The sequence below is a fragment of the Vibrio lamellibrachiae genome, assembly GCF_050337265.1.
Classification (GTDB): domain Bacteria; phylum Pseudomonadota; class Gammaproteobacteria; order Enterobacterales; family Vibrionaceae; genus Vibrio; species Vibrio kyushuensis.
The window spans coordinates 589,139-611,883 of record NZ_JAKJSU010000004.1 but is presented as its reverse complement, the minus strand read 5'-3'; the positions used below and the strand labels follow the sequence as shown (position 1 = coordinate 611,883).

At 41.6% G+C, this 22,745-nt stretch carries 16 protein-coding genes; 14 read left to right on the top strand and 2 right to left on the bottom strand.

The annotated features are described in order from the left end of the window. Window positions 1-28 precede the first annotated feature (28 nt). Complete coding sequence (locus tag L4C54_RS02990; protein ID WP_428807036.1) at window positions 29-1,948, bottom strand: ATP-binding protein; 1,920 nt, start codon at window positions 1,946-1,948, stop codon at window positions 29-31. Between the two features lie 172 nt (window positions 1,949-2,120). On the opposite strand from L4C54_RS02990, the gene L4C54_RS02985 reads away from it, so the two are divergent. The 12 genes from L4C54_RS02985 (at window position 2,121) to L4C54_RS02930 (ending at window position 14,972) form a co-directional block, all read left to right on the top strand. Then, entirely contained in the window at window positions 2,121-3,383 is a 1,263-nt protein-coding gene (locus tag L4C54_RS02985; RefSeq protein WP_428807035.1) for a DUF945 family protein, read from the top strand. 149 nt (window positions 3,384-3,532) lie between these two features. Further along, on the top strand, window positions 3,533-4,627 hold the full coding sequence (gene serC / locus L4C54_RS02980; protein WP_428807034.1) for a 3-phosphoserine/phosphohydroxythreonine transaminase: 1,095 nt from the start codon (window positions 3,533-3,535) through the stop codon (window positions 4,625-4,627). A 213-nt stretch (window positions 4,628-4,840) separates the two neighbouring features. Beyond that, window positions 4,841-5,422: a hypothetical protein gene (locus tag L4C54_RS02975; protein WP_428807033.1), complete on the top strand. Its 582-nt coding sequence runs from the start codon at window positions 4,841-4,843 to the stop codon at window positions 5,420-5,422. Window positions 5,423-5,438: 16 nt separating this feature from the next. Next, window positions 5,439-5,807, top strand: coding sequence for a response regulator (locus L4C54_RS02970; protein ID WP_428801585.1), 369 nt, complete (start codon window positions 5,439-5,441; stop codon window positions 5,805-5,807). Between the two features lie 8 nt (window positions 5,808-5,815). Further along, on the top strand, window positions 5,816-6,139 hold the full coding sequence (locus tag L4C54_RS02965; protein ID WP_428807032.1) for an STAS domain-containing protein: 324 nt from the start codon (window positions 5,816-5,818) through the stop codon (window positions 6,137-6,139). Beyond that, window positions 6,129-8,297, top strand: coding sequence for a chemotaxis protein CheA (locus L4C54_RS02960; RefSeq protein ID WP_428807031.1), 2,169 nt, complete (start codon window positions 6,129-6,131; stop codon window positions 8,295-8,297). The genes L4C54_RS02965 and L4C54_RS02960 overlap by 11 nt, the downstream gene beginning before the upstream one ends. A gap of 63 nt (window positions 8,298-8,360) precedes the next feature. Continuing rightward, window positions 8,361-10,358, top strand: coding sequence for a methyl-accepting chemotaxis protein (locus L4C54_RS02955; protein WP_428807030.1), 1,998 nt, complete (start codon window positions 8,361-8,363; stop codon window positions 10,356-10,358). A gap of 9 nt (window positions 10,359-10,367) precedes the next feature. Further along, window positions 10,368-10,937, top strand: a complete 570-nt coding sequence (locus L4C54_RS02950; protein ID WP_428807029.1) for a chemotaxis protein CheW — start codon at window positions 10,368-10,370, stop codon at window positions 10,935-10,937. A gap of 2 nt (window positions 10,938-10,939) precedes the next feature. Beyond that, window positions 10,940-11,473 (top strand): chemotaxis protein CheW, encoded by a 534-nt coding sequence (locus tag L4C54_RS02945; RefSeq protein WP_428807028.1) that lies wholly within the window; start codon window positions 10,940-10,942, stop codon window positions 11,471-11,473. A 4-nt stretch (window positions 11,474-11,477) separates the two neighbouring features. Next, window positions 11,478-12,284: a CheR family methyltransferase gene (locus L4C54_RS02940; protein ID WP_428801591.1), complete on the top strand. Its 807-nt coding sequence runs from the start codon at window positions 11,478-11,480 to the stop codon at window positions 12,282-12,284. Continuing rightward, window positions 12,277-13,353 (top strand): protein-glutamate methylesterase/protein-glutamine glutaminase, encoded by a 1,077-nt coding sequence (locus tag L4C54_RS02935; RefSeq protein ID WP_428807027.1) that lies wholly within the window; start codon window positions 12,277-12,279, stop codon window positions 13,351-13,353. Before L4C54_RS02940 ends, L4C54_RS02935 begins: the two co-directional genes overlap by 8 nt. Further along, window positions 13,350-14,972, top strand: a complete 1,623-nt coding sequence (locus L4C54_RS02930) for an EAL domain-containing protein (protein ID WP_428807026.1) — start codon at window positions 13,350-13,352, stop codon at window positions 14,970-14,972. Before L4C54_RS02935 ends, L4C54_RS02930 begins: the two co-directional genes overlap by 4 nt. Window positions 14,973-15,108: 136 nt before the next feature. Here L4C54_RS02930 and L4C54_RS02925 read toward each other — a convergent pair whose 3' ends face one another. Further along, window positions 15,109-17,424, bottom strand: a complete 2,316-nt coding sequence (locus L4C54_RS02925) for a YgiQ family radical SAM protein (RefSeq protein WP_428807025.1) — start codon at window positions 17,422-17,424, stop codon at window positions 15,109-15,111. Between the two features lie 237 nt (window positions 17,425-17,661). Here L4C54_RS02925 and L4C54_RS02920 point away from each other — a divergent pair, with 237 nt between their 5' ends. Continuing rightward, window positions 17,662-20,154, top strand: coding sequence for a bifunctional diguanylate cyclase/phosphodiesterase (locus L4C54_RS02920; protein WP_428807024.1), 2,493 nt, complete (start codon window positions 17,662-17,664; stop codon window positions 20,152-20,154). 76 nt (window positions 20,155-20,230) lie between these two features. Further along, window positions 20,231-22,699: an EAL domain-containing protein gene (locus tag L4C54_RS02915; protein ID WP_428801596.1), complete on the top strand. Its 2,469-nt coding sequence runs from the start codon at window positions 20,231-20,233 to the stop codon at window positions 22,697-22,699. Window positions 22,700-22,745 lie beyond the last annotated feature (46 nt).

The window sequence follows — 22,745 nt, the reverse complement described above, 5'->3', positions numbered from 1 at the left end:
ATTACTCCTTGCCGTTAAATTTAGATGATTAAATAGGCAGCCAGATATTCATTCTTGTGAATTCGTTAGTGGCTGATTCGACTTCGATCTTTCCGCTATGCTGGTGGATGATCTGTTGGCAGACAGACAGACCAATACCGAGACCAAAATTGCCTTCTTTCTTGGTCGTAAAATTAAGGGTGAAGATTTGCTCTTTTAGCGCGGGAGATATGCCACTGCCGTTGTCTTCAAAACAGAGTAATACGCCGGGTTTGTTACCCATCGTCTTTAATGTCGTTTGAATTTTTAGTTGCCCGTGAGTGGGGAGAGCATCAATTGCATTGGATATTAGGTTTGTCCAAACTTGTTGTAGCGCAATAGGTTGGCATCTAATCTTTGGTAACTCACAATACTCTTTAATGACAGTGTGGTGCTTTAGCCTATTTTCAAATATGACTAAGGTATCTTCTATACCTTCATAGACATTAGCTTGATGGAAAACTTCGTCATCAGGGCGTGCATATCCCTTTAAACTCTTGACCATATCTGCGATTCGTTGGGCGCAAACATTAATAGATCGTAGGGTACTGCCTGTTGAATGATAGACATCGTATTCATTAACCAGTTGAAGTGCTTTTTCAGGATCTTGCTTGGCAATTTGTTTGAGTTGTTCATCACTTTCTAAACGAAGCTTGACCAGTTTTTTAGCCAGCAATCGGTGCTTTATTTCCGCTTCTACCAACTTAGACTTTGCTCTTTCCTCTGAGGTAGAAGCAGGAGAAGAGAGAAGGGCATGTTCTAGAATGGCTTGACCAGTCGTATTACTTTGGTTTGTTGCTTCTAGTTCAATCAGTGTTTTTAACTTATCAGTGAGGGTTTCAGTACCTCGGAGTATTGCAGCTACTGGATTATTTAACTCGTGAGCAACCCCCGCAACGAGCTGACCTAACATTGCCATTTTCTCTTTTTCAATCAGTTGTTGATGGGCAGACTCGAGCGACTCTAACGTCTTTTGTAGCTTAAGTTTGGTATTGATACTGCGCTGTAATCGGCGATTGAAATGGCGAAGCAATAGATTAGTAAAGAGCGGTAGTAATTGAGTATTGGAGTGCATGACTTTGGTAAAGATATCCCTGTCGAGCTTAATCACCTTTGTTTGAGTTAACGTGAGAGCGGTAGAAAATGAAAGCTCACCAGTAACAAATGACATACCACCAATGATATTCCCTTTTTCATGACGAACCACTTCACGCTGTTGCCCAAGCTCATCCTTTTTATACAGCGCTACCTTTCCCTCGGTAATAAACCATAGAAAGCGGTTTTCCTCACCTTCTTTGGTTAATAGGTGATCGGCCGAGTAAGTTCGGCAAGCTAGGGTCTCGTCTTCTTGGGCAAAGAACTGGTTTAAAGCCGAGATCACTTGTTCTGCGAGCTCAGAATCAGAAAGACTATGGTGCTCGGAAATAAAGCCTTCCTGATAGCTTTTCATCTTGGCATCAATGTGTGCTCTAAGCAGATGTTGCTGATCCAAGATGAGGCTGTATGAAAGTAAGTTATCTCTATCTTGTTCTATTACAAACGTAGTCAGTTCTTTTTTTACAGTTTTATAGACAAGGTTATCTTGCACAGGTTTTGTTAAGCAGTGATCGAGGCGTCCTTCATTTACCGCGGATAAGATGGCCTGAATATCTTGTCCGCAACTAAGTAATATTTTCCTAGCTGTTTTTGTATGTGCAGATTTATCTAATTGAATTAAAAATTCTGCTCCGTTAAAGTGCGAATGATGACTGGCAATAACAAGGGCGACGGTTTGTCCTTGTTGTTTACAAAAATCTAAAGTGCAATGTGCTTCTTCTATGCTTTCAGCAGTATGGATATCAAAGCGTGTAGAAAAGTGGCTTAGCTCAGTTCGTAACTGCTCTACGCTTATTGGATTGTTATCAAGGTACAGTAGAGCAAATGTGTTCACTAATTTCTCTCGGACAAACGGATCTGAGAAAACTGTATCAATTATCAATAAAGCGTAATGGGAGCTAGGTTTTAGAAATTTGCTCTTATTAAAAATAAAAGCAATACTCTGATTTAACTCAAACTTTTTTCTGTATGGAATTGGTCAAAATAATAGTGGAATATCAAACATTATGATGCAACTGAAAAAGATAGGCGCTATTGGCGGTGCTGTATTACTTACATTGTGCTGGCCTTTAGCGGTTGGTCAGATAGGACAAAATGTCATTACTGACGGGGTTACTCATTTAGGCAGTGATTTAGTTAGCGCAGAAATTGTTGAATATGATCGTGGTTATTTTAGCTCAAGCATAAAAACGCGATACGTTTTACAGGATCCTGATCTGATTGCTCAATTTCAAGCGGATGATTTGCCGACAGAGTTTGTCATTTCTAGTGCCGTTACTCATGGCTTGTTTAGCTTGAGTGCACACTCTTCTTTAGATAATAGTGAATTTCCACTGACCATTGACACAATCACGCAACTTAATGGCAATACGGATTACTCTGTTAACTTAGCGAGTTGGTATTACCAAACTCAAACGGGTGAAGAACTCGCTATCTCTATTTCTCCTTCCAGCATCAAAGGAGATATTTCAGTTCTTGGTCAACTGACTTACCAATTGGATATGCCATCGATAGAGTTAGATTTCTCTACTGGAGAAAAGATCGTATTTTCGGGTATCGAAGGCGAAGGTGAAGGTAAGCAAGAAAATGGCTTTTGGCTAGGTGAGCAGTCGGTGTCAATTGAGCGTTTTACCATTTCAGACCTACAAGCATCTCAAACTGCCTTTGAAATCGAGAAAGGCCAATATCTGTTTAGCTCTGGGATTAATACCGAGCAAAGCCGATTAAACAGTAACCATAAAGTGAGCATGGGTTCTATGTTTACCCCAGACGGCTCTATAGAAGAGTTCAGTATGGACTTTTCGATGGGTGACATTGATAGCATGGCCTTTGAAAGTTTAATGTCGATGTATCAAAATAACCCAATCATGACAGAGGCGGAAATAGCACAAGCGATTCCTTATGTAGAGTCGCTATTCTCGAAAGGTTTTTACTTGGCGATGAATAAGATGTCGCTTAAAGTCGGTCAAGGTGAATTTGAGTCGAAATGGAAGCTAAGTGTTCCAGAAGGTACTGATGATGTTTCGCAAGATCCGACCAAAATATTGCCTGCGTTAACCGGTGAGCTGAATACTTACTTCTCTAACCAATTGGTCACTGATTTTCCGTTTATTAAGCAGGGAATCGATGAAGCAATCGTGATGGAGATTATTGAGCAAACAGAACAAGGCTATGAAATTAAAGCCGAGTTAAAAAATGCGAATATTATCTTTTCAAGTGGGCAAGAAATTCCGCTCATGGCCTTGCTGTTACCGATGCTCATGCAATAAAGAATTAAATCGGTATTAAACTAGCCAAAAATAGCATTTCAAAAACAAAAGAGCTCCTAGGGGCTCTTTTGTTGCTTTTTATCCTCAAAAAAACGTGCTATTAATCACAGTCAGAAGATGAAATTATTTTATTAGGAGCAAGGAAACGCATGCAGCCCACGACGGATAATGTATTTAATTTTAGTGCTGGCCCAGCTGGCCTACCTAAAGCCGTGATGGAACAGGCTCAAGCCGAATTTATCAATTGGAATAATCTAGGTACGTCAGTGATGGAGATTAGCCATCGCAGTAAATCTTTTATTAAAGTCGCAGAAGACGCTGAACAGGATCTTAGAGACCTACTGAACATTCCTTCGAACTATAAAGTTCTGTTTTGCCAGGGTGGTGCTCGAGCACAATTTGCAGCTGTTCCAATGAATTTATTAGGCTCAAAAACCAAGGCAACCTATATCGATGCAGGTTACTGGGCTGAAAGCGCGATTGTTGAAGCGGGTCGCTATTGTGAGACCGACGTCTTTAACGCTAAAACGACACTTGATAATAAAGCTGCTGTCATTGCGGCAAAAGAGTGGGCGATCGATGAAGCGTCTGCCTATGTGCACTTTTGTCCAAATGAGACAATCGATGGTGTTGAGATAAACGATCTTCCAGATACGGATCTGCCTATAGTCGCTGATATGTCATCAACCATTCTTTCACGTGAGATTGATGTTTCCAAATATGGCGTTATCTATGCGGGTGCTCAGAAAAACATTGGTCCTGCAGGTATCTGTATTGCTATCGTTCGGAATGATTTGTTGGAGTTAGCGACCGATGTACTGCCAAGCATATTGAATTACAAAGTGTTAGCTGAAAAAGAATCGATGTTCAATACACCTCCGACATTTGCATGGTACCTATCTGGCTTGGTGTTTAAATGGTTAAAAGCACAAGGTGGTGTCAAAGCGATTGAGCAAGTAAATAAAGAAAAAGCAGCGCTACTTTATGATGCCATCGATCAATCTAGTTTCTATAACAATAACGTTCATCCAAACAATCGTTCGTTGATGAATGTTCCCTTTCAATTGAGTAAGCCTGAATTAGATGGTGAATTTCTAAAGCAAGCTGAGGCTCGTGGTTTGGCCGCTTTGAAAGGACACCGGGCTGTTGGTGGAATGAGAGCATCTATTTATAATGCAATGCCAATTGAAGGTGTCAAAGCACTGGTTCAACTCATGAAAGAGTTCGAAGAGCAATATAGCTAAACGGCGTGTATCAAGTCAGTGATTAATCACTATTGTGGCCAAGCTAGGCGCAAATCGAATGTAAAATCCAAGCCTCAATCACAATTCGTGATTGAGGCTTTTTCGTCTCTGTTCCCTCAAATTCACCGCATCTTGCCAAATATGAACTAGGCTATTTACTAGATTGTAAATAAAGGGAAAATGCGAGTGGGCAGCATTTGTCGAACAATTCAAATGAGTGCTAGCGTACTAATTATATTATTAGTGCTGTTTGGTTTTGCCTGGAATACCTTGTTTGCCACTCTGATGATCGTTGCTCTGATGATCTGGTTTCATCAACGCTACTCTATAGAGAATGCCAGCCGTTCTCATCAAATGGCATTGCGATCCATTCAGCGTGTATTTCTTCCTAAGTTAAATAAACAGCTCGAAATTTCTTATCAAGATTCAAATCAATCCATTACTCAAATCACCACACTGTTTGCTCAGTTAAGTCACCTTGTCAAACAGAGAGATGCGATGACGTCCGAAAATCAAAGTGAAGAGAAACAGCGATTAGAAAAACAGATGAACCAAGCTTACAACGAACTGATCGAGGTACTTCAGCATGGTGATAGAAACTTGCAGAGGCAGGCTGGGGTAAAGGAAGGGCTTGAATTGATCATTGAACAGCTACGCTTATTAGAGCAAGAGGAAAAGAGTTGGGATGAGAGTTGGCTTGTGAGTGAACTTAGCCGAATTACCAGTCGAACAGAGTTGGCTGTAGCAGAAAAGAGCACCCAAAATCCATCTAATGAAGGCATAACCTATTTCTAGTGGGAGAAATTAAGCGATGAAGAAAACAATACTAATTGTTGATGATTCCGAGTCACTACGTCAGGTCGTGAATATTGCCTTAAGTGGAGGAGGTTTTGATGTATTGGAAGCTAAAGATGGAGTGGATGGATTAAGTAAATTAGATGGGTCTCGTGTTCACCTTATTATTAGCGACGTCAATATGCCTAACATGAATGGCATAGATTTCGTCAAAGAGGTCAAAAAATTAGATAAATATAAGTTTACTCCCATCATTATGCTCACCACCGAAAACCAAGAATATTTGAAAGAAGAGAGCAGAAAAGCAGGGGCAAAGGCTTGGATGATTAAGCCGTTTAAACCAGACCAAATGCTGCAAGCGGTATCGAAGTTACTTTCATCGTAGGGGATTTTATGGGGCCAAAAGTGTACGTATTGCCACAAGAGTTAACGATATATGAAGTCAGTGACATTCATAGAGAGCTGCTTGAACTATTTGAATCAGAGCAGCCCGTTCAACTCGATGCCTCTGAAGTTGAAGAACTCGATACAGCGGGTTTTCAGCTTCTAGTGTGGTTTGCTAAGCTTTCTAATCACTATCATGTTACTCCACCACTGAGTGCGCTAAGCAGCGTGGTATCAAATTATATTAAATTACTCAATTTAGAAGAGCATTTACTGTGTTGCTCGCAGAAAGTCGATGATCCACACAAACTAAGTGATGAGCATGAGTGCTGATATTAATGAGGCGCTCACTACTTTCATTTTAGAGGCGGAGGAGCTTCTTAATGAAACAGAGCAACTGCTGTTGGACAATGAGGATAACAGTAGCCAAGAGCGTATGGGTTGGCTGCATGAGGTATTTCGAGCGATACATACGATAAAGGGTAGTGCCGGGCTTTTTGGATTAGAAGAACTGGTTAGCTTTAGCCATATATTGGAATCGTTGCTTGAACGGCTTCGAGGGAAAGAACTCAACATTGATATGCAGATCATGTCATTGATGATTGAGTCTACCGATTTATTAAAGCTGCATATTTCAGGTATTGGTTCAGAATATTCAGACCTTTTAGAATCCAAAACGAGTGCGCTTTCAGAGCAAATACTTAATTACCTTCCTGACTTAAAACATGAAAATAACCCCACAGAAAATACCGTTGAGAATGAGTCTAATACCAAGTCCTACTCAAGTGGCACATGGCATATATCATTTCGTCCTAATGTCAATGTACTCCAAGATGGTTTGGACCCTATTTCCTTTATTCGCTATTTATCAAAACTCGGTGAATTAGAAACAGTTCATGTTATTGATGAACGATTAAGCCAAATGGAAACTTTTGAGCCTGAAAAATGCTATCTAGGCTTTGAAATCCGTTTATTGGCGGCGGTGAACCGACAAGACATTCTCGACGTTTTTGAGTTTATTCTTAATGACGCGACCTTAATTATCATTCCACCAGATAGTCAAATCAGTGCCTACATAGAACTCATCCATCACCTTCCAGAGTCAAAACAAAAATTAGGCGAGATATTAGTACAGGTCGGTGCTTTAAGTCGGGATGAATTAAATCAGGGTCTTAGCATGCAAGAGCTACTGGGTAGTTCACACCCTCCAGCTCCCTTGCTTGGTAGTGTTCTGACCGATAGCCAGCAAATACCATCAGACCTAATTAAAGCGGCAGTAAGCAAACAACACCCAAGTGCAGCAGTCACTAAAACCCTACGAGTAGAGGCTGAAAAGCTTGATCTATTGATCGATCTGGTTGGAGAAATGGTCATTACTGGTGCGAGAACAAACTTACTGGCTCATGAAACCGGTAATGAAATGCTCATTGAGGCGATGGCTCAATTAGAGCGTCTGGTTGAAAGTATTAGAGATAGCTCCTTACAACTTAGAATGGTTCAAATAGGCGATACCTTTAAAAAGTACAAACGTGTGGTTCGAGACATTGCCTCTGAACTGGGTAAAGACGTTGATCTTGTCATCACTGGAGCAGAAACCGAGTTAGACAAAACGTTTGTTGAGAAGCTGAGCGATCCGTTAACTCATCTTATGCGAAACGCCATGGATCATGGTATTGAAAGCAGAGAAGAGAGAATACAAGCTGGCAAATCACCCAAAGGAATGATCCGCCTTAATGCTTACCATGACTCTGGTTCAATCGTCATTGAAGTATCAGATGATGGTCGTGGGCTTAATGAAAGTCACATCATCTCAACGGCCAAAGAAAAAGGGTTAATCAACACCTCTAGTGACCTTGCGTCGCGAGATGTGCAAAGACTCATTTTTGAACCGGGATTTTCAACCAAACAAAAAGTCAGCGATCTTTCTGGTCGTGGTGTGGGCATGGATGTCGTCAAACGAAATATCGAGCTGTTGCGGGGTACTATCGAAATGGATAGCCAAGTCGGTATTGGTTCCCGATTCATCATTCGTCTGCCTTTAACGCTATCTATTATTGATGGGTTTATGTTCCAAGTTGCAGGAAGTAATTATGTGATCCCGTTAGACAATGTCGTGGAGTGTTTAGAGCTTCGAGAGATCACTTCAATAGAAGCCATTACCAACAAGCAGTTTGTTAATTTACGGGATGAAACCTTGCCGTTTATTCGTTTAAGTGAGTGGTTTGGCATTGAATCAGAAACAAAGTTCGAGCAGGAAGCACTGGTGGTTGTACAGTTCGGTTCATTTAGGGCAGGCCTAATAGTGGATGCTTTAAGCGGTGAATATCAAACAGTGGTTAAGCCTCTTGGACCGATATTCGAAGGCCTAAGAGGTGTAAGCGGTGCAACCATATTAGGCAGTGGTGAAGTCGCTATTATTTTAGACATATTCGCATTGATTCAAATTATCTTGAGTCGCAGTGAAACAGATATATCAGAGCGCTTTGTTTAGCACCTTTTACTAGTGCCCTTGTACTAACACTTAGGTTTACTAAACAAAGCCGAGGAGAAAGACATGATTGGAAAACTGTCGATACGCAATAAAATCATTATCGCCATGTGCACCATGGGGCTGTTGCTGTTGATTATTGCCATCTCGGTACAGATAAAAAACCGAACCATTGAATCCTATGCGGTGAGTGTTGGTCAGGATGATATTCCTGCGGCGATTTTGTCGTTGAGTATGCTTGATGAACTTGGTGACATGAATTCAAATGTACTGGAATTCATTACGGGAGAGGCGGAAGAGAAAGAAGATTTTGTCGCCAACTACACTGAATTTGTGACTTTCTTCGAGCAGTTAAAGCAACTCAACTCGGTTGAACCGGTATTAATGCGACAGCTAGACGATTTGTCCAAACGATATTATGGCGACATGGAAACGTTAGTCTTTCATCAGTTTGACCCGAGTTTAGAAATTCATGCTGTAGCACAATATAACCGACTAATCACAGAGTCCTCAGAGCCACTCGAGCGATTGCTAGATGCGTTAAAGGAAGAAGAAGTAGCTGATGCAGGGAGAACGGGAGATTTCCAAGAGGTACTGAATGATGACCTACCTGGGGTTCGATATTATCTCGAGTTGATAGATGAGCAGGGCGATATGATGTCGGCGCTCAACGACTATATGCGAGGTGAAGTCGGTGCGGTAGATGCATTTGAAAAAGAGGCTCGCACTTTTGCCAGTTTCCTTTCTCAAATCAAACCTCTCGAGAGAAAACCGAATGAAATACAAAGCTTAAGCCAGGTAGAACGGATGTATATGGAAATCTACAATGGTGGTAAGGATATTTTTGCGACTTACCGACCAAGAGACAAGCTTGAAGCTGCCACTCAAATCGACAAACTTGAGCACGAAGTCTTTCGAAAACTAGAGACGATTCTTGATCAAATTAGCTCAACAGCAAACGATCGAAGTGCGGAGTCTTTAAGTCACCTAATCGATGCGGCAAGAGAAAGTATATCGCTAATCTGGAGCCTACTAGGGTTAGCGGTAGTCCTAGCATTTGTCATTGCACTGTTTTTGATTAAAGGTATCGTCATACCGATTAAAGCGCTTGCTGAAGCGGCGGAAGATTTACGCTCAGGTGAAGGGGATTTGACGAGAAGGATCCCCGACTTTGGTTCAGATGAAGTGGGCGAAACAGCTCAAAGTTTTAATGGGTTTATCGACAAGCTTCAGAATATTCTACTTGATATCCAAAATTCGGTAGAGTCAATTGCTCATAGCACCAATGAAGTCACTAATACTTCTCAAATGCTCAGCACCACGTCTAGTCAGCTCGCCGCGAGTGTAGAAGAAACCAGTGCATCACTTGACCAAATGAGTTCCTCCATCTCAATGAATACCGATAACTCTAAAGTAACAAATGGTATTGCTACGCAATCTAGCTCTGAAGCCAATGAAGGGGGGCAAGCGGTAAATGATACCGTTGATGCAATGACAGCTATCGCTGAGAAGATTGGCATTATTGAAGATATTGCCTATAAAACGAATTTGTTGGCACTTAACGCTGCAATAGAAGCCGCACGTGCTGGCGAGCATGGCAAAGGCTTTGCTGTGGTCGCTGATGAGGTACGAAAACTGGCAGAACGAAGCCAAATTGCCGCGCAAGAAATCAGTACATTGGCGGATAACAGCGTGAAAGTGGCGCAGCATGCCGGTGACATGCTTAATCGAATGGTGCCAAATATTCAAAAAACAGCCGATTTGGTACAAGAAATTACGGCGGCTTCTACAGAACAAAGCACCAGTGTTGCAGAGATAAATCGAACCGTTTCTAAGCTTGATGAAATTGCACAACAAAATGCGTCTGCTTCAGAAGAGCTCGCGTCAACAGCGGTAATGGTTCAGGAACAAACCAGTGAAATTAGAAAAACAGTCAGCTTTTTCAAACTCACCTCTGAAGGGGATCGATCTTACCGACAAGGGGAGAGACAAAGTTCAGTAAGATCAGAGAAGCACGGAAAAAGAGCTAAACCTGAATCTGGTTATATTCCTTTTAAAGATTAGGAGAGCGTCGTGAGTGAATGCGAAATCAAAACACATCGTCACGATAAGTACTTAGAATTTAAAGTAGGTTCGAGCTTATTTGCCTATCCGATCGCCAAAATTAAGGAGATCATGGAATACCCACAAGTTGAGCCTATAACGGGGGCGCCGAACTACATCAAAGGGGCGATGAACTTACGTGGCGAACTTCTACCTATTTTTGAACTCTCTTTGTGCTTGGGTAAAGAGACCTTACAAGTTGGCCCAAAAACCTGTGTCGTAGTGACAGAGCTAGAGCATCACGGTGAACGTTTTTATATTGGAAATAAAGTCGATTTGGTTACACAAGTTATTGACATAAATGATGATCAACTCGAGCCAGTTCCAGATCTAGCAGGTAACTTAGCTAACCCACTGCTTAAAGGTTTAGCGAAACTTGATTCACGGCTATTAACTATCATCGATGTTGACCAGTTGTTACGCAGTGCTCAATGGGATTGGTTGTCACAACACCAAAACGGGCCGAAAGAAAAGCCAAACATCGAGCCGCAGCAATCAAGTGATCAATCATTGCCAGATACTTTAGGCACAGGAGATTAATTGTGACGGAACTACTCGACTACGAGATCACCGAACAAGGTGGTATGGGGCTTCTGTTTGTCGATATAGGATATGAGGTCTTTGCTATTCCAATCCACTCAGTAAAAGAGGTCATAGAGCTATGCAAAATAACAACCGTTCCGATGTGCTCTGATGTGATTAATGGCGTGATCAATGTTCGAGGGAGTGTCGTTCCAGTTATTAACGCTGCAATTCGATTAGAGCTGGAGCAAAGTCAAAAATACGATAAATTCAGCTGTATAGTGCTGTATGAATACACAGATCAAACAACTCAAGAATTGGTTGTAATTGGGCTCATCGTCAATCGAGTACGTTCTATCGAGATGGTTAACAGCAGCATGAATACAAATAAGCCGGCGTTTGGTTCTCATATTCCTGAGCAATTTGTTATGCGGATGATTCGAGTTCATGGGCAAGTATTTCCGATTCTCGATATGCCGGTTTTGCTTAATAGCCAAGTCATCAATCAAGAGATGTTAAGCCATCAGCAATCACTCCTGCGCTTTAGAGAGTAGCGGAATGGCAAAAGTAATGAGTGACGAGCAGTTTGTTCAAATTCAAAAATTGGTTGAGGCGTATACCGGTATTCACTTGGCTAGCCATAAACGGAGCATGGTCGAAAACCGTCTTCAGGCTCGTCTTGCTACTAATCAATGTGACAGCTTCAATCAATATTTGTCGTCTCTAGCTGATCACAGTGAAGAGGGGGAGTTTTGGCAGTTTATCGACAAAATGACCACTCATGAGACCTCATTTTTCCGTGAAGAGTACCAGTTTGAAGCGCTATGTAGGCTTTTGCCTAGTCTATGTGAAACCAGACAAATTAAAGTTTGGAGCGCGGCATGTTCCACGGGGGAAGAGGCGTATACGCTAGCTATGGTATTGCAAAATGTGGTGGGTTCAGGTCGGTGGTCGCTATTAGGGACTGATATTTCAGAGCTTGCCATTGAACAAGCGAAGCGGTGTCAATATGACTTATCGCTGGCAGAGAAGATACCATCTCATTACCGACGGGCTTATTGTTTAAAAGGCGTAGGCTCGTTTTCTGACCACTTCACGTTAATTAAAGCGTTACGAAATTTCTGTCATTTTCAGTCTCACAATTTATTGCAATCAAAAGGTCATAATCTTTACGATATTATTTTCTTAAGAAATATTTTGATCTACTTTCCGACCGAAACTCAACTACTGATAGTGAACAATATTCTTTCGGCCTTGAAGGTTAGTGGGTTTCTATTTTTAGGACATAGTGAAAATGTTTTACGAGATAACCCAAACGTAGAGTTAATCGACAATTGTATCTACCGAAAGGTGGCCCATGAATAAAGAACCATTCAAAGTCTTTATCGTTGATGACTCGGCGGTAATGAGGCAAGTGCTTGGAGAGGTTGTTGATGCTGACAAAGATCTCACTCTGATTGGTGTTGCACCTGATCCTTTGTTGGCAATGAGAAAAATGGATAAGCAGTGGCCAGACGTTATTCTACTCGACATAGCCATGCCTAAAATGGATGGTATTACATTTTTGAAGCAGATCATGTCAACACATCCAACGCCTACTGTTATTTGTTCCTCTAAAACAGAGGAAAAGCCTAACTTAAGCCTTGAAGCTCTCTCTTCTGGTGCCATTGAAGTGATAAATAAGCCACAGAGCTGCCTTTCTGATTACCTTCACTCGCAAGAGGTTTCTTGTATTTTAAAAGCTTTAAAACACGCTGCAACGGTAAAGGTAAAAGCGTTAACCTACCTAGGGGAAGAGGCGTATAGAGAGAAGCACACTGCGGATGTAGTGCTGCAAGTTACCCATAAAAAAGTGACGTCTGTCGACCGTATTATTGTTCTTGGGGCTTCCACAGGTGGAACTGACGCTGTATCTCGGTTTTTGGCTAAAACTCCAATGGGTAGTCCGCCAATTGTCATTGTTCAGCACATGCCTGCAAAATTTACCAAAGCATTTTCAGAGCGACTCAATCACGAAAATGCTCATCAAGTGATTGAAGCAGAGGATAAAATGGCCCTTCAATCAGGGTTTGTATATATAGCGCCAGGAGGGGTACATCTTATGATCGGCTGTTACTCTGGCCATTATTACCTAGAATTAAAGGATGGGCCGTTGGTTTCAAGGCATAAGCCATCGGTAGATGTTTTATTCCGCTCTGCCGCTCAAGTAGCCGGAGAAAATGCTATAGGCGTGATTTTAACCGGAATGGGTAATGATGGAGCACAAGGAATGATGGAACTGCGTCAAGCCGGTGCAATGACCTTGGCTCAAGATGAAGAAAGTAGCTTAGTGTTTGGCATGCCAAAAGAGGCAATAGCAAAGGGTGGCGTAAAAGGCGTATTTTCCCTTCACGCGTTACCTTATCAAGTTCAAAAGGCGTTGGTGGATAAATGAATTCGTTGAGTGAGCAGTTGTTAGCGTTAAAAATAGCTTACATAGAAATTGATAATGACTTAATGGTTCAGTCCTTATCAGCAGAAGCTAAGTTACTATTTCGAACACAAATTAGCGCTAGTTTGTTTGCTGCTGATATTGGGTTTGTGGACGATCAATACCAACGTGTCGATTTACCTCAATTACTTCGTGAAACGATTACCCTACAGAAGACAAGTGACATTGAAGTGGGCATTAGCTACCCAGATAAAAATGTTGAATGGATCAAACTATCGATAATGTATCACGGTAATTTATGTATGTTGCACGCTGTTGAACAAGGGGAACTCATCACGACGCGTCGACTGAATCGCCAACTTTCGATGCTCGACCCACATACCGGACTTTTATATCGCGAAGCGTTCTTAGCGAAGATTTCGAATGAGTACCATCATGGCTTAGTGTGCTGTGTCCGTATTTGTAATTACCAACGAATAAATGAGATCTGGGGAACCGCGGTTGCAAATCTCGTTTTTATGGAAATATTAGCTCGAGTCACGACTGAAGTAGAAAGCGCAATATGCAGTAAGCATTCAACGGACAGCTTTAATATATTTATCCCCCCGGAAGTCCAGTTTGATGTGGAAAGTTTTTACAGCGTGCTTAATGCACCTTTCCATTTCAATAACCGACATTTCTTCAGTAATGTTGCTTTGGGTTACTACCTTGAAAAAGACGGAGACTCCCATGCTCAAAGTTTAAATAAGGCTGAAATGGCGATATTGGATGTGTTGTCTGAGCGAGTTCGTTTAGCGGAGTTTCAAGAAGATTTAGCCAAACAGATAGAGCATCAAAATAATCTTGAAACTGAGTTTCGAGCAGCGGTGAGTCAAGACAACCTTGAAGATTCATTTTATGTTTTGTTTCAACCAGTTCACGATGCTGTCAGTGAAAAAGTAACCGGTGCTGAGTGTTTAATTCGCTGGACGTTAAATGGAAAAATGGTATCACCTGTCGAGTTTATTCCTATAGCTGAGAAAATTGGAGATATAGGAATTTTGACTCAGTTTAATATTCGTAAGCTGCAAGAACTCATTACCAAGCTAGAAACAAAAGGTGTTGATACAGATACACTTCTGTTTGCCCTTAACATTAGTGTGGTAGAGATATTGGATGTGGATTTTGTCGATAAATTATTGTTCGCCATAGAGCAGGCTAAACTTACCCCTAAAAATATCAAATTGGAGTTAACCGAGTCGGCGTTAATCGACAATTTTAATTATGTAAATCAAGTGTTAGAGCAACTTCAAACCTTTGGATTTAAAGTGTCGATTGATGACTTTGGTACAGGGTTTTCGAGCCTGAGCTACTTATGTCGATTGAGCTTTGACGAGATCAAAATTGATAGAGCCTTTGTTACTCATGTGGTTGATGATGCAAAATTACAAACAGTGTTTAATTCAATCGCGTCACTGGCTACAAACTTAGATAAACCTGTTGTTGCTGAAGGGGTAGAAACAATGGAGCAGTTAATTTACGCCAAAGAGAAAAATATTCAATTTATTCAAGGTTACTACTTTAGTAAACCTCTAGAAGGAAAGGCGTTCATTGATTACGTTGTGGACAAAAGTAGCGATTGAGAATGTTAGGCAATAAAAACCTAGCAATAAAAAGAGAACATAACCCTAGTCTCTTCTGTCCAATTCGCTTGTTTCAAATACAACAATGGCCAGCACTAGCTAGCCATTGTTATTAGGGTCTAAAATACGACTAAGTTTAACGTCTTTTAGGCGGTCTATTCCCACCATTATTACGGTTATCACCTTGACCAGATTTCCCACTTCCGTTTGGTTTTCCACCGCGGTTTGGCTTTTGTCCCTGCCCAGAACCTTGCTTACCTGAGCCTGCTTTTCCTGCGCCTTGGTTATTGGAATTACGGCCTTTATTGCCATTACCCTCATCCGGCGTTGAGCGGTTAGGGCCAAATCCAGGTTGGTTTTTGGTATGTTTAGTCGCGAATCGATTCGCGCCATGACGCCCTGACTTTCGACGTTGGGCAGGGGTACGTGCATCCAAATCTTCTTCCGGAACTAAGCAGTTAGGTTTATCACCAATAAGGTGCTTTTTACCCATATTGATTAGCGCTTCACGAATGATCTTCCAGTTGTCTGGATCGTGGTAACGAAGTAGTGCTTTGTGCAGACGACGCTGGCGATCACCCTTAGGAACGGGGACATCTTCACGCTTTTTGTATTTAACGCGCTTCAGAGGGTTCGTCTCTGAATAGTACATAGATGTTGCGTTACACATCGGAGATGGGTAGAAGTTCTGAACTTGGTCACACTCGTAATTGTGTTTTTTCAGCCACATCGCTAGGTTAAGCATGTCTTCATCTTCTGTGCCCGGGTGAGCGGAGATAAAGTAAGGGATCAAGTATTGTTTTTTACCTGCTTCAGCGCTGTACTTCTCGAACATCTCTTTAAAACGATCGTAAGTACCCATGCCCGGCTTCATCATAAGGTCCAGAGGGCCTTTTTCAGTATGCTCAGGAGCTATTTTTAGATATCCACCTACGTGGTGGGTTACAAGCTCACGAACATACTCAGGTGATTCAATGGCTAAGTCGTAACGAACACCAGATGCGATCATGATCTTCTTCACACCCGGAACCTTTCTCGCTTCGCGATAGAGATCGATGGTGTGCTGGTGGTCAGTATTTAGCTTTTCACAGATTTTTGGGAAAACACATGAAGGACGACGACAGTTAATTTCCGCTTTAGGGTCTGAACAACCTAAGCGGTACATGTTAGCTGTAGGGCCACCCAAATCTGAGATGGTACCAGTAAAGCCTGGTACTTTTTCTTTGATGTCTTCGATCTCTTCAATGATCGATTCTTTTGAACGGTTTTGTATGATTCTTCCTTCGTGCTCGGTAATCGAACAGAAAGAGCAACCACCAAAACAGCCACGCATGATATTCACCGAAGTTTTGATCATGTCATAAGCAGGGATTTTTGCTTTTCCATACATCGGGTGAGGGACACGCTTGTATGAAAGCCCAAATACGTAATCCATCTCTTCTGTCGCAAGAGGAATAGGGGCTTGGTTAACCCACAATTCACGATCGCCATGGCGCTGAATTAATGCGCGGCCTGAGTATGGGTTTGTTTCTAGATGAAGAATACGGCTAGCATGTGCGTACAAAATACGATCGTTATTTAGCTTTTCAAAAGCAGGAATGCGAACCGCTGTTGTTTTAGAATCATGACGCGAAGGGCGAACGGTTATTGGTTGCGCTTTTGGTTCTTCGTCTTTCTTGGTATCACATTGCGTTTCTATTGCGTACGGGTTAACCGGAACATAAGCTTTGTTCGGCTTTTCAATACGCGAAGAGTCGATGATTTTGAAATGCTCAGGTGCGGCTGGCAAGCTAACCGCTGTTCCACGAACGTTCGTTAAATCGGAAATCTCTTCGCCATCGGCAAGGCGGTGTGCAACTTCGACTAGAGCACGCTCTGCGTTACCAAATAATAGTATGTCTGCTTTTGCATCGAATAATACAGAGCGACGAACTTTGTCTGACCAATAATCATAATGTGCGACGCGACGTAGGCTGGCTTCAATACCACCAAGAACAATCGGGGTGCCTTTGTAGGCTTCGCGACAACGTTGAGAATAAACTAATGTTGCGCGATCAGGTCGTTTTCCGCCTTCATTGTTTGGTGTATAAGCGTCATCGTGTCTGAGTTTGCGATCAGATGTGTAGCGGTTGATCATCGAATCCATGTTACCTGCGGTAATGCCAAAAAATAAGTTTGGCTTACCTAGTTCCATGAAGGCGTTTTTGTTGTTCCATTCAGGCTGGGCAATGATGCCAACGCGGAAACCTTGAGCTTCAAGTAAACGGCCAATGATCGCCATACCAAAGCTAGGGTGGTCGACATACGCATCTCCGGTAACGATGATGATGTCACAGCTATCCCAACCAAGTTCATCCATCTCTTTTCTACTGGTCGGTAGAAAAGGAGCGGTTCCAAAACACTCTGCCCAGTATTTTTTATGTTCAAAGATTGGTGTGATTTTGCTGTGCATATTTTAACCTCTAGAAATGCGAGGGCAGATTATAGCGACTTGTTGAGTGAGTAGCTAGTTTAGTCGAAATCAAGCGAATATTTTAAGCACAATTGATCAAAATCTTTTCAATTTAACCTCAATACAATCACGGTTATCAACTATATTCATATGTAGAGAGAAATAACGCTGAATAGAAAATATAGGTCAATACTATATCGATAAGGCTAGACGTTAACGGCTATGGAGAGGCTAATTATGGTAACTGAGAATACTGCGTTAGACAGTAAATCACTTGGGGTCGGTGTACATGATAGCGATATTATATTCAACTCCTCGGTCGCTTATGAGTGGCATTTAAATTTAGATAAACGCGAGTTTGATTTTGATAGAGAGATGATTGAAGGTTTGCTTCAGTGTCCAGGCTTGATTCATTCGATGGATGACATTTTAGATTACATGCCAGCCCCCCAACAGAATGACATGAAAAGTGCTCTTGTAAGAGTGCTGCAAACTGGGAAAAGTGAATACCTTAATTGCACTTTAATGCCGAAAGGGGGCGGGTTGGTTCAGGTTGAAGTGTATATGGAGAAGCCAGAGCATAATGCCATTAGCGGAACCTTTCGCCCTTTAATTGGTTTGTCGTCAATGAGTGATCTCTGTGAGATATTTCAGGCAATGTTTGAGAATAAACACCATGGCATCATTGTGACAGACAGTGATACTCGCATATTAACGTGCAACAGCTATTTCGAACAGTTAAAAGGTTTTGATAGAAATGAAATGCTTGGGTTGAGAACGAATATTTTCAATGCTGGTAAACACTCTGATGAGTTCTATCAAGAGATGTGGCGTAAGATCGGTGAGGAAGGGCATTGGACAGGGAATATATTAAGTCGCCATGCCTCAGGCTCGATCAATCCTCAAGAGTTGACGATTCAGAAAATAAATCTAAGTAATGGCAAAGTTTATTATCTTGGTATGGCGGTCGATCTGTCAAATCAGCTATTTCGTATCGCTGATAAAGGGCTAGGGGGCGTTGAACTCTTAACTCAGTTGCCAACTAAAGAAAAATTTACCGAGCTACTGGAAGAACTTTGCTGTTCAAATACCGTCGAGAGTAAAAAAATAGTCATTGCGCTACAACCTGACTTCTCTGAAATGAGTCTATTAGAATATCGCCAAGCTTTCTCTGATACCTTATCTCGAAGTCGTTACAGCAGCTTAGCGGGCTATCTCTCTAGTGGCGTATTTATTGTGTGTGTTGAAAGTGTCTCTCAAAATAAAATTAGTACTCAACGGGCATTGATGAAGTCTATTCGCCTCTTTTTCCAAGAAGTGAAATCAGAAGCAGGGAAACAGATACATAATAGTGTAGTCAATGGGCGTATCGGAGTGTCTATCATTGGTTACGACACTGATATTCCAAAGCGCTCTATAGCACACTCTATGCAAGCGATGATGGAGAGCCAGAAAAATGGGCAAACCAGTATCAGCTTCTATCACAGTAAAACACACCAAGAATTGGAACGAAAAAAACAGCTTGAAGTTATCGTCAGAGAGGCGATAGAAAACCAGCACCTTAGCGTTCACTATCAACCAATTATTAATGTTGCCACATGGCAAATTTCAAAATTTGAAGCACTTTGTCGATTTACTCCCGTTGATACCATTGATTTTACCACTCAAGAAATGGTTAATCTGGCGGAAGACTTGGAGCTGATCCCTCAGCTCGATACCGCCGTTGGTATCATCGCATTAGGCGATTTGGCCAGCATCAGAGCGATATGTGGGGAAGGGATTGGACTAACGATAAATCGTTCTTTGAATACTCCTTTGGGAACCGAACACGTGCTTCAGGAAACGTCAGACATGTTAGAGCAGTACGCTGACAGTTTTGAGTCGATCACTATTGAGTTAACTGAAAGTGCATATTTTGAAAGCAGTGCGAAACAAGGTGAAGCGTTGCAACGCATACGAGATAAAGGGGTAGGCATCGCTATTGATGATTTTGGTACCGGCTATTCATCATTTAGTTATCTACGTGACCGACATTTCGACACATTGAAAATTGACCGAGATTTCGTTCAAAATATTAAAAAAGGTTCTCACCAGTACCATATCGTTAAAATGATCACCGACCTTTCACATACGTTAGGCATTAAAGTGATCGCAGAAGGGGTCGAAACAATCAATGAGCTTAATGTACTCAAAGCTATTGGGATTGATTTTATGCAGGGATACCTATTTTCAAAACCCGTAGGAATTGAAAATATAGCGAAAACATTAGATTACAGAATGACGTTAGCAAAAGAGCTGGAAGAGTTTAAAAAAATGAAGGAGGCGAATACGCTTGTCGTCCTAGCATCGCAGTCTCTTGCCATGCTGGAGCCTAATATGCCACTGTCATCAGTCAATGACATCATTGGGACTAACTCAACTCTAACGTTCCCGATTGTTATCAATAAAAAATGTGTGGGTGTCGTCTCTAGGTCGGAAGTTAACCTCCACATGACTCCACAGATGGGTACCGACTTGGAAAGCAATAAAGAAGCGGCGATTTGGCGACGGCCCGTTAATCAATTAATGCGGACTGAATTTTCCAAATTGGATTACTGTTTATCATTAACAGAGTTGGATCGACTGTTGGAAGAAAAAACACCTTTTCCTTGGGTTTTAGTCGATGAGCTAGGTGGCTATAAAGGGATTGTTGAAGCCGAAGCAGTCATGAACTATTTATTACAAATATAGTTAACTAATATAACTGTCAGTTACTGATTTTTGTCCTACGGTTAATAGTATCCATATCCCAAATATAGGTGCTAATGTGGCTCAATCACTGGTTGATGATCTTTCTTCATTGATAACCCATAGCCAATTACCGCATGTTGATTGGCTATGGCATATTAATGAACAAACGTTTGAAGTCGACCGAGAGCAGTGTGAAAAAGTGTTCGCTTCTCGTTTGCCACCATTGACTCGAAATGGCTTGCTGTCGTGCTTAAGCTTTGAAGATCAAGAGAACCTATTTAAAAAGATTTCCCGTAGTTGTCGTCACCATTCGTCACAAAAATACGCTTGCAGCTTCTCATTAGACAAAGGGAAAGTTTGCTATGCGGAGTTTCAAATATTTCCAAGCAGTGGAAAAACCGTAGAAGGAAAACTGTATCCATTGCTTTCAATCCCTTCAACAGGGCAAACGTTCGCCTCACTATTTAAACAGATCTTAGATAATCCACACCATGGCATTGTGATTACTGACAGTGAGCGTAGCGTCTTATTGGTTAATGAGTATTTTGAACAACACACAGGGTATTCAAATCTTCACTTAGTAGGAAAATCAATAAACAGCATTAACTCTGCCAAACACAGTGAGAAGTTTTACCACTTTTTGTGGAAAGAGGTCACTGAAAAAGGGTACTGGAGTGGGGTGATACTCATTCAAACGGCAGAAGGTCAAATTATCCCCCAAGAGTTAACGATTCAAAAGATTGTGATTCGTGAACGTGTGTTTTATTTGGAGTGGTTCGTAGATCTATCAACCCATTTGTATCGAGTTGCCGATATAGAACATGGTGGTGTTGAGCTGCTAACACAACTTCCAACTGAATCTCAGTTTATCAAACGTGTTGCGAATCATTGGATGGATTGTGGTGAAGAAAAAATAGTGATGGCATTAGCGTTCGTGCCAAACTTTGCGAGTGGTGACGAGTTTGAAATGAAGTCTCGTTTGTCTGAGGAACTAGACAAAAACCGCCAAAGTTTCTTAGTCGGGTATTTGGGTAACAACCATTTCGTTGCGGCTTTGGAGTGTGAAAAGGTAGCAGGGCCTAGTCAGGTGCGTTTGATTCATCAGACGATACGACAGTTCTTTAGTTCATTAAATCAAAGTGCAGGTAAAGATATTCATGAGGCGATCGTTCAAGGGAAAGTCGGCGTCTCTGTTTTAGGCCATGATACGTATAATCCTAAGCTACTTGTGCCACATGCCATTCAAGCCATGTTAGAGCGAAGTTCACAAGCGAAAGGGATGATCACCTTCTATCACGGAGCTATCCATCGGGAAGTGCTACGTAGAAAAGAGCGGGAAGATCTCTTAATCAGTTCAATTAAACAAAAACGTATTGAAGTGTTCTATCAACCGATTGTTGATACCCATACTTGGGACGTCGTTAAATTTGAAGCGTTATGCCGCTTCCGAGATGAAAAAGGGCAATTAGAGAATACACAAGATATGGTTGCTATAGCTGAAGATATGGGGCTTGTCTCGGATTTAGATTGGTGTGTTGGCACACGGGCTCTGCAAGATTTAGTTGATATCCAACAACGATTTGGCCCAAATATTGGCTTAACCATCAATCGCTCACTCAATACACAACTTGGCGCTGAAGCTGTTTTAAAAAGCGCTGAAGTAATGATTGAAGACTACGCGAAAACACCAAATCTTATTACCATTGAATTAACAGAAAGTGCTTATTTCGATAGTGAATCTAGCCAATCGTCTTTAATTAAAAATATTCGTCAGCACGGTGTGAGCGTTGCCATTGATGATTTTGGAACGGGATACTCTTCATTTACTTACTTAAGTGATTGTAACTTTGATCTGCTCAAGATTGATAGAGAGTTTGTAATAGATATAAAAGTGGGGTCTCACAAATATCATATCGTTAAAATGATCACAGAGCTTTCCCATACGCTCGACGTAAAAGTGGTCGCGGAAGGAGTAGAAACAAGACAAGAGCTAGAAGTATTGTGTGGCATCGGCATTGACTATATACAAGGCTATTTCTTTTCAAAACCACTCCCGCTCAATGAGCTTCATGAAGCGTGGAGTTATCAAAGTCAATTGGAAGACTTCCTTAGCCGAAAATCGAGCGTGCGTGGTGTTGGAATATTAAGTTTATCTCAACTGCATGTACCGACGTTACAGCCCCAAGATACGATCAAAAAGGCCAAAGAGTTCTTTGACTCTCATCGCTTGAATCTAGACGTTTTACCTATTGTGGACGGTGAAACTTGTATTGGCTTGGTTGATAGAGAAAATCTGAATTATTATCTATCGCCAACGTTGGGTACAAAAATAGAAACTACCAAAGACTTAGCTATTTGGAATAAACCTTTAAACCAAGTTATGCGAACAGATATAATCCGGGTTCCCTATGCGACAAAAGTGTCTGACATAGCCTTACTATTAGCACAAGGTGCGCAACCACCATGGGTGATCACTGGTGAGATGGGGGCATATCTTGGCGTTATAACACATCAAGACCTTCTCAAATATTTTGCTGCAATGTAACGTCACTTAGCGTTGTTAAAGTAGAGTTAATTAAAGCAAGTCTGCT

Excerpts from the sequence above, each read along its gene's own strand:
- L4C54_RS02985 (WP_428807035.1), top strand. The coding sequence starts at position 2,121 with ATGATGCAACTGAAAAAGATAGGCGCTATTGGCGGTGCTGTATTACTT.
- serC (WP_428807034.1), top strand. The coding sequence starts at position 3,533 with ATGCAGCCCACGACGGATAATGTATTTAATTTTAGTGCTGGCCCAGCT.
- L4C54_RS02975 (WP_428807033.1), top strand. The coding sequence starts at position 4,841 with ATGAGTGCTAGCGTACTAATTATATTATTAGTGCTGTTTGGTTTTGCC.
- L4C54_RS02970 (WP_428801585.1), top strand. The coding sequence starts at position 5,439 with ATGAAGAAAACAATACTAATTGTTGATGATTCCGAGTCACTACGTCAG.
- L4C54_RS02965 (WP_428807032.1), top strand. The coding sequence starts at position 5,816 with ATGGGGCCAAAAGTGTACGTATTGCCACAAGAGTTAACGATATATGAA.
- L4C54_RS02960 (WP_428807031.1), top strand. The coding sequence starts at position 6,129 with ATGAGTGCTGATATTAATGAGGCGCTCACTACTTTCATTTTAGAGGCG.
- L4C54_RS02955 (WP_428807030.1), top strand. The coding sequence starts at position 8,361 with ATGATTGGAAAACTGTCGATACGCAATAAAATCATTATCGCCATGTGC.
- L4C54_RS02940 (WP_428801591.1), top strand. The coding sequence starts at position 11,478 with ATGGCAAAAGTAATGAGTGACGAGCAGTTTGTTCAAATTCAAAAATTG.
- L4C54_RS02935 (WP_428807027.1), top strand. The coding sequence starts at position 12,277 with ATGAATAAAGAACCATTCAAAGTCTTTATCGTTGATGACTCGGCGGTA.
- L4C54_RS02930 (WP_428807026.1), top strand. The coding sequence starts at position 13,350 with ATGAATTCGTTGAGTGAGCAGTTGTTAGCGTTAAAAATAGCTTACATA.
- L4C54_RS02925 (WP_428807025.1), bottom strand. The coding sequence starts at position 17,424 with ATGCACAGCAAAATCACACCAATCTTTGAACATAAAAAATACTGGGCA.
- L4C54_RS02920 (WP_428807024.1), top strand. The coding sequence starts at position 17,662 with ATGGTAACTGAGAATACTGCGTTAGACAGTAAATCACTTGGGGTCGGT.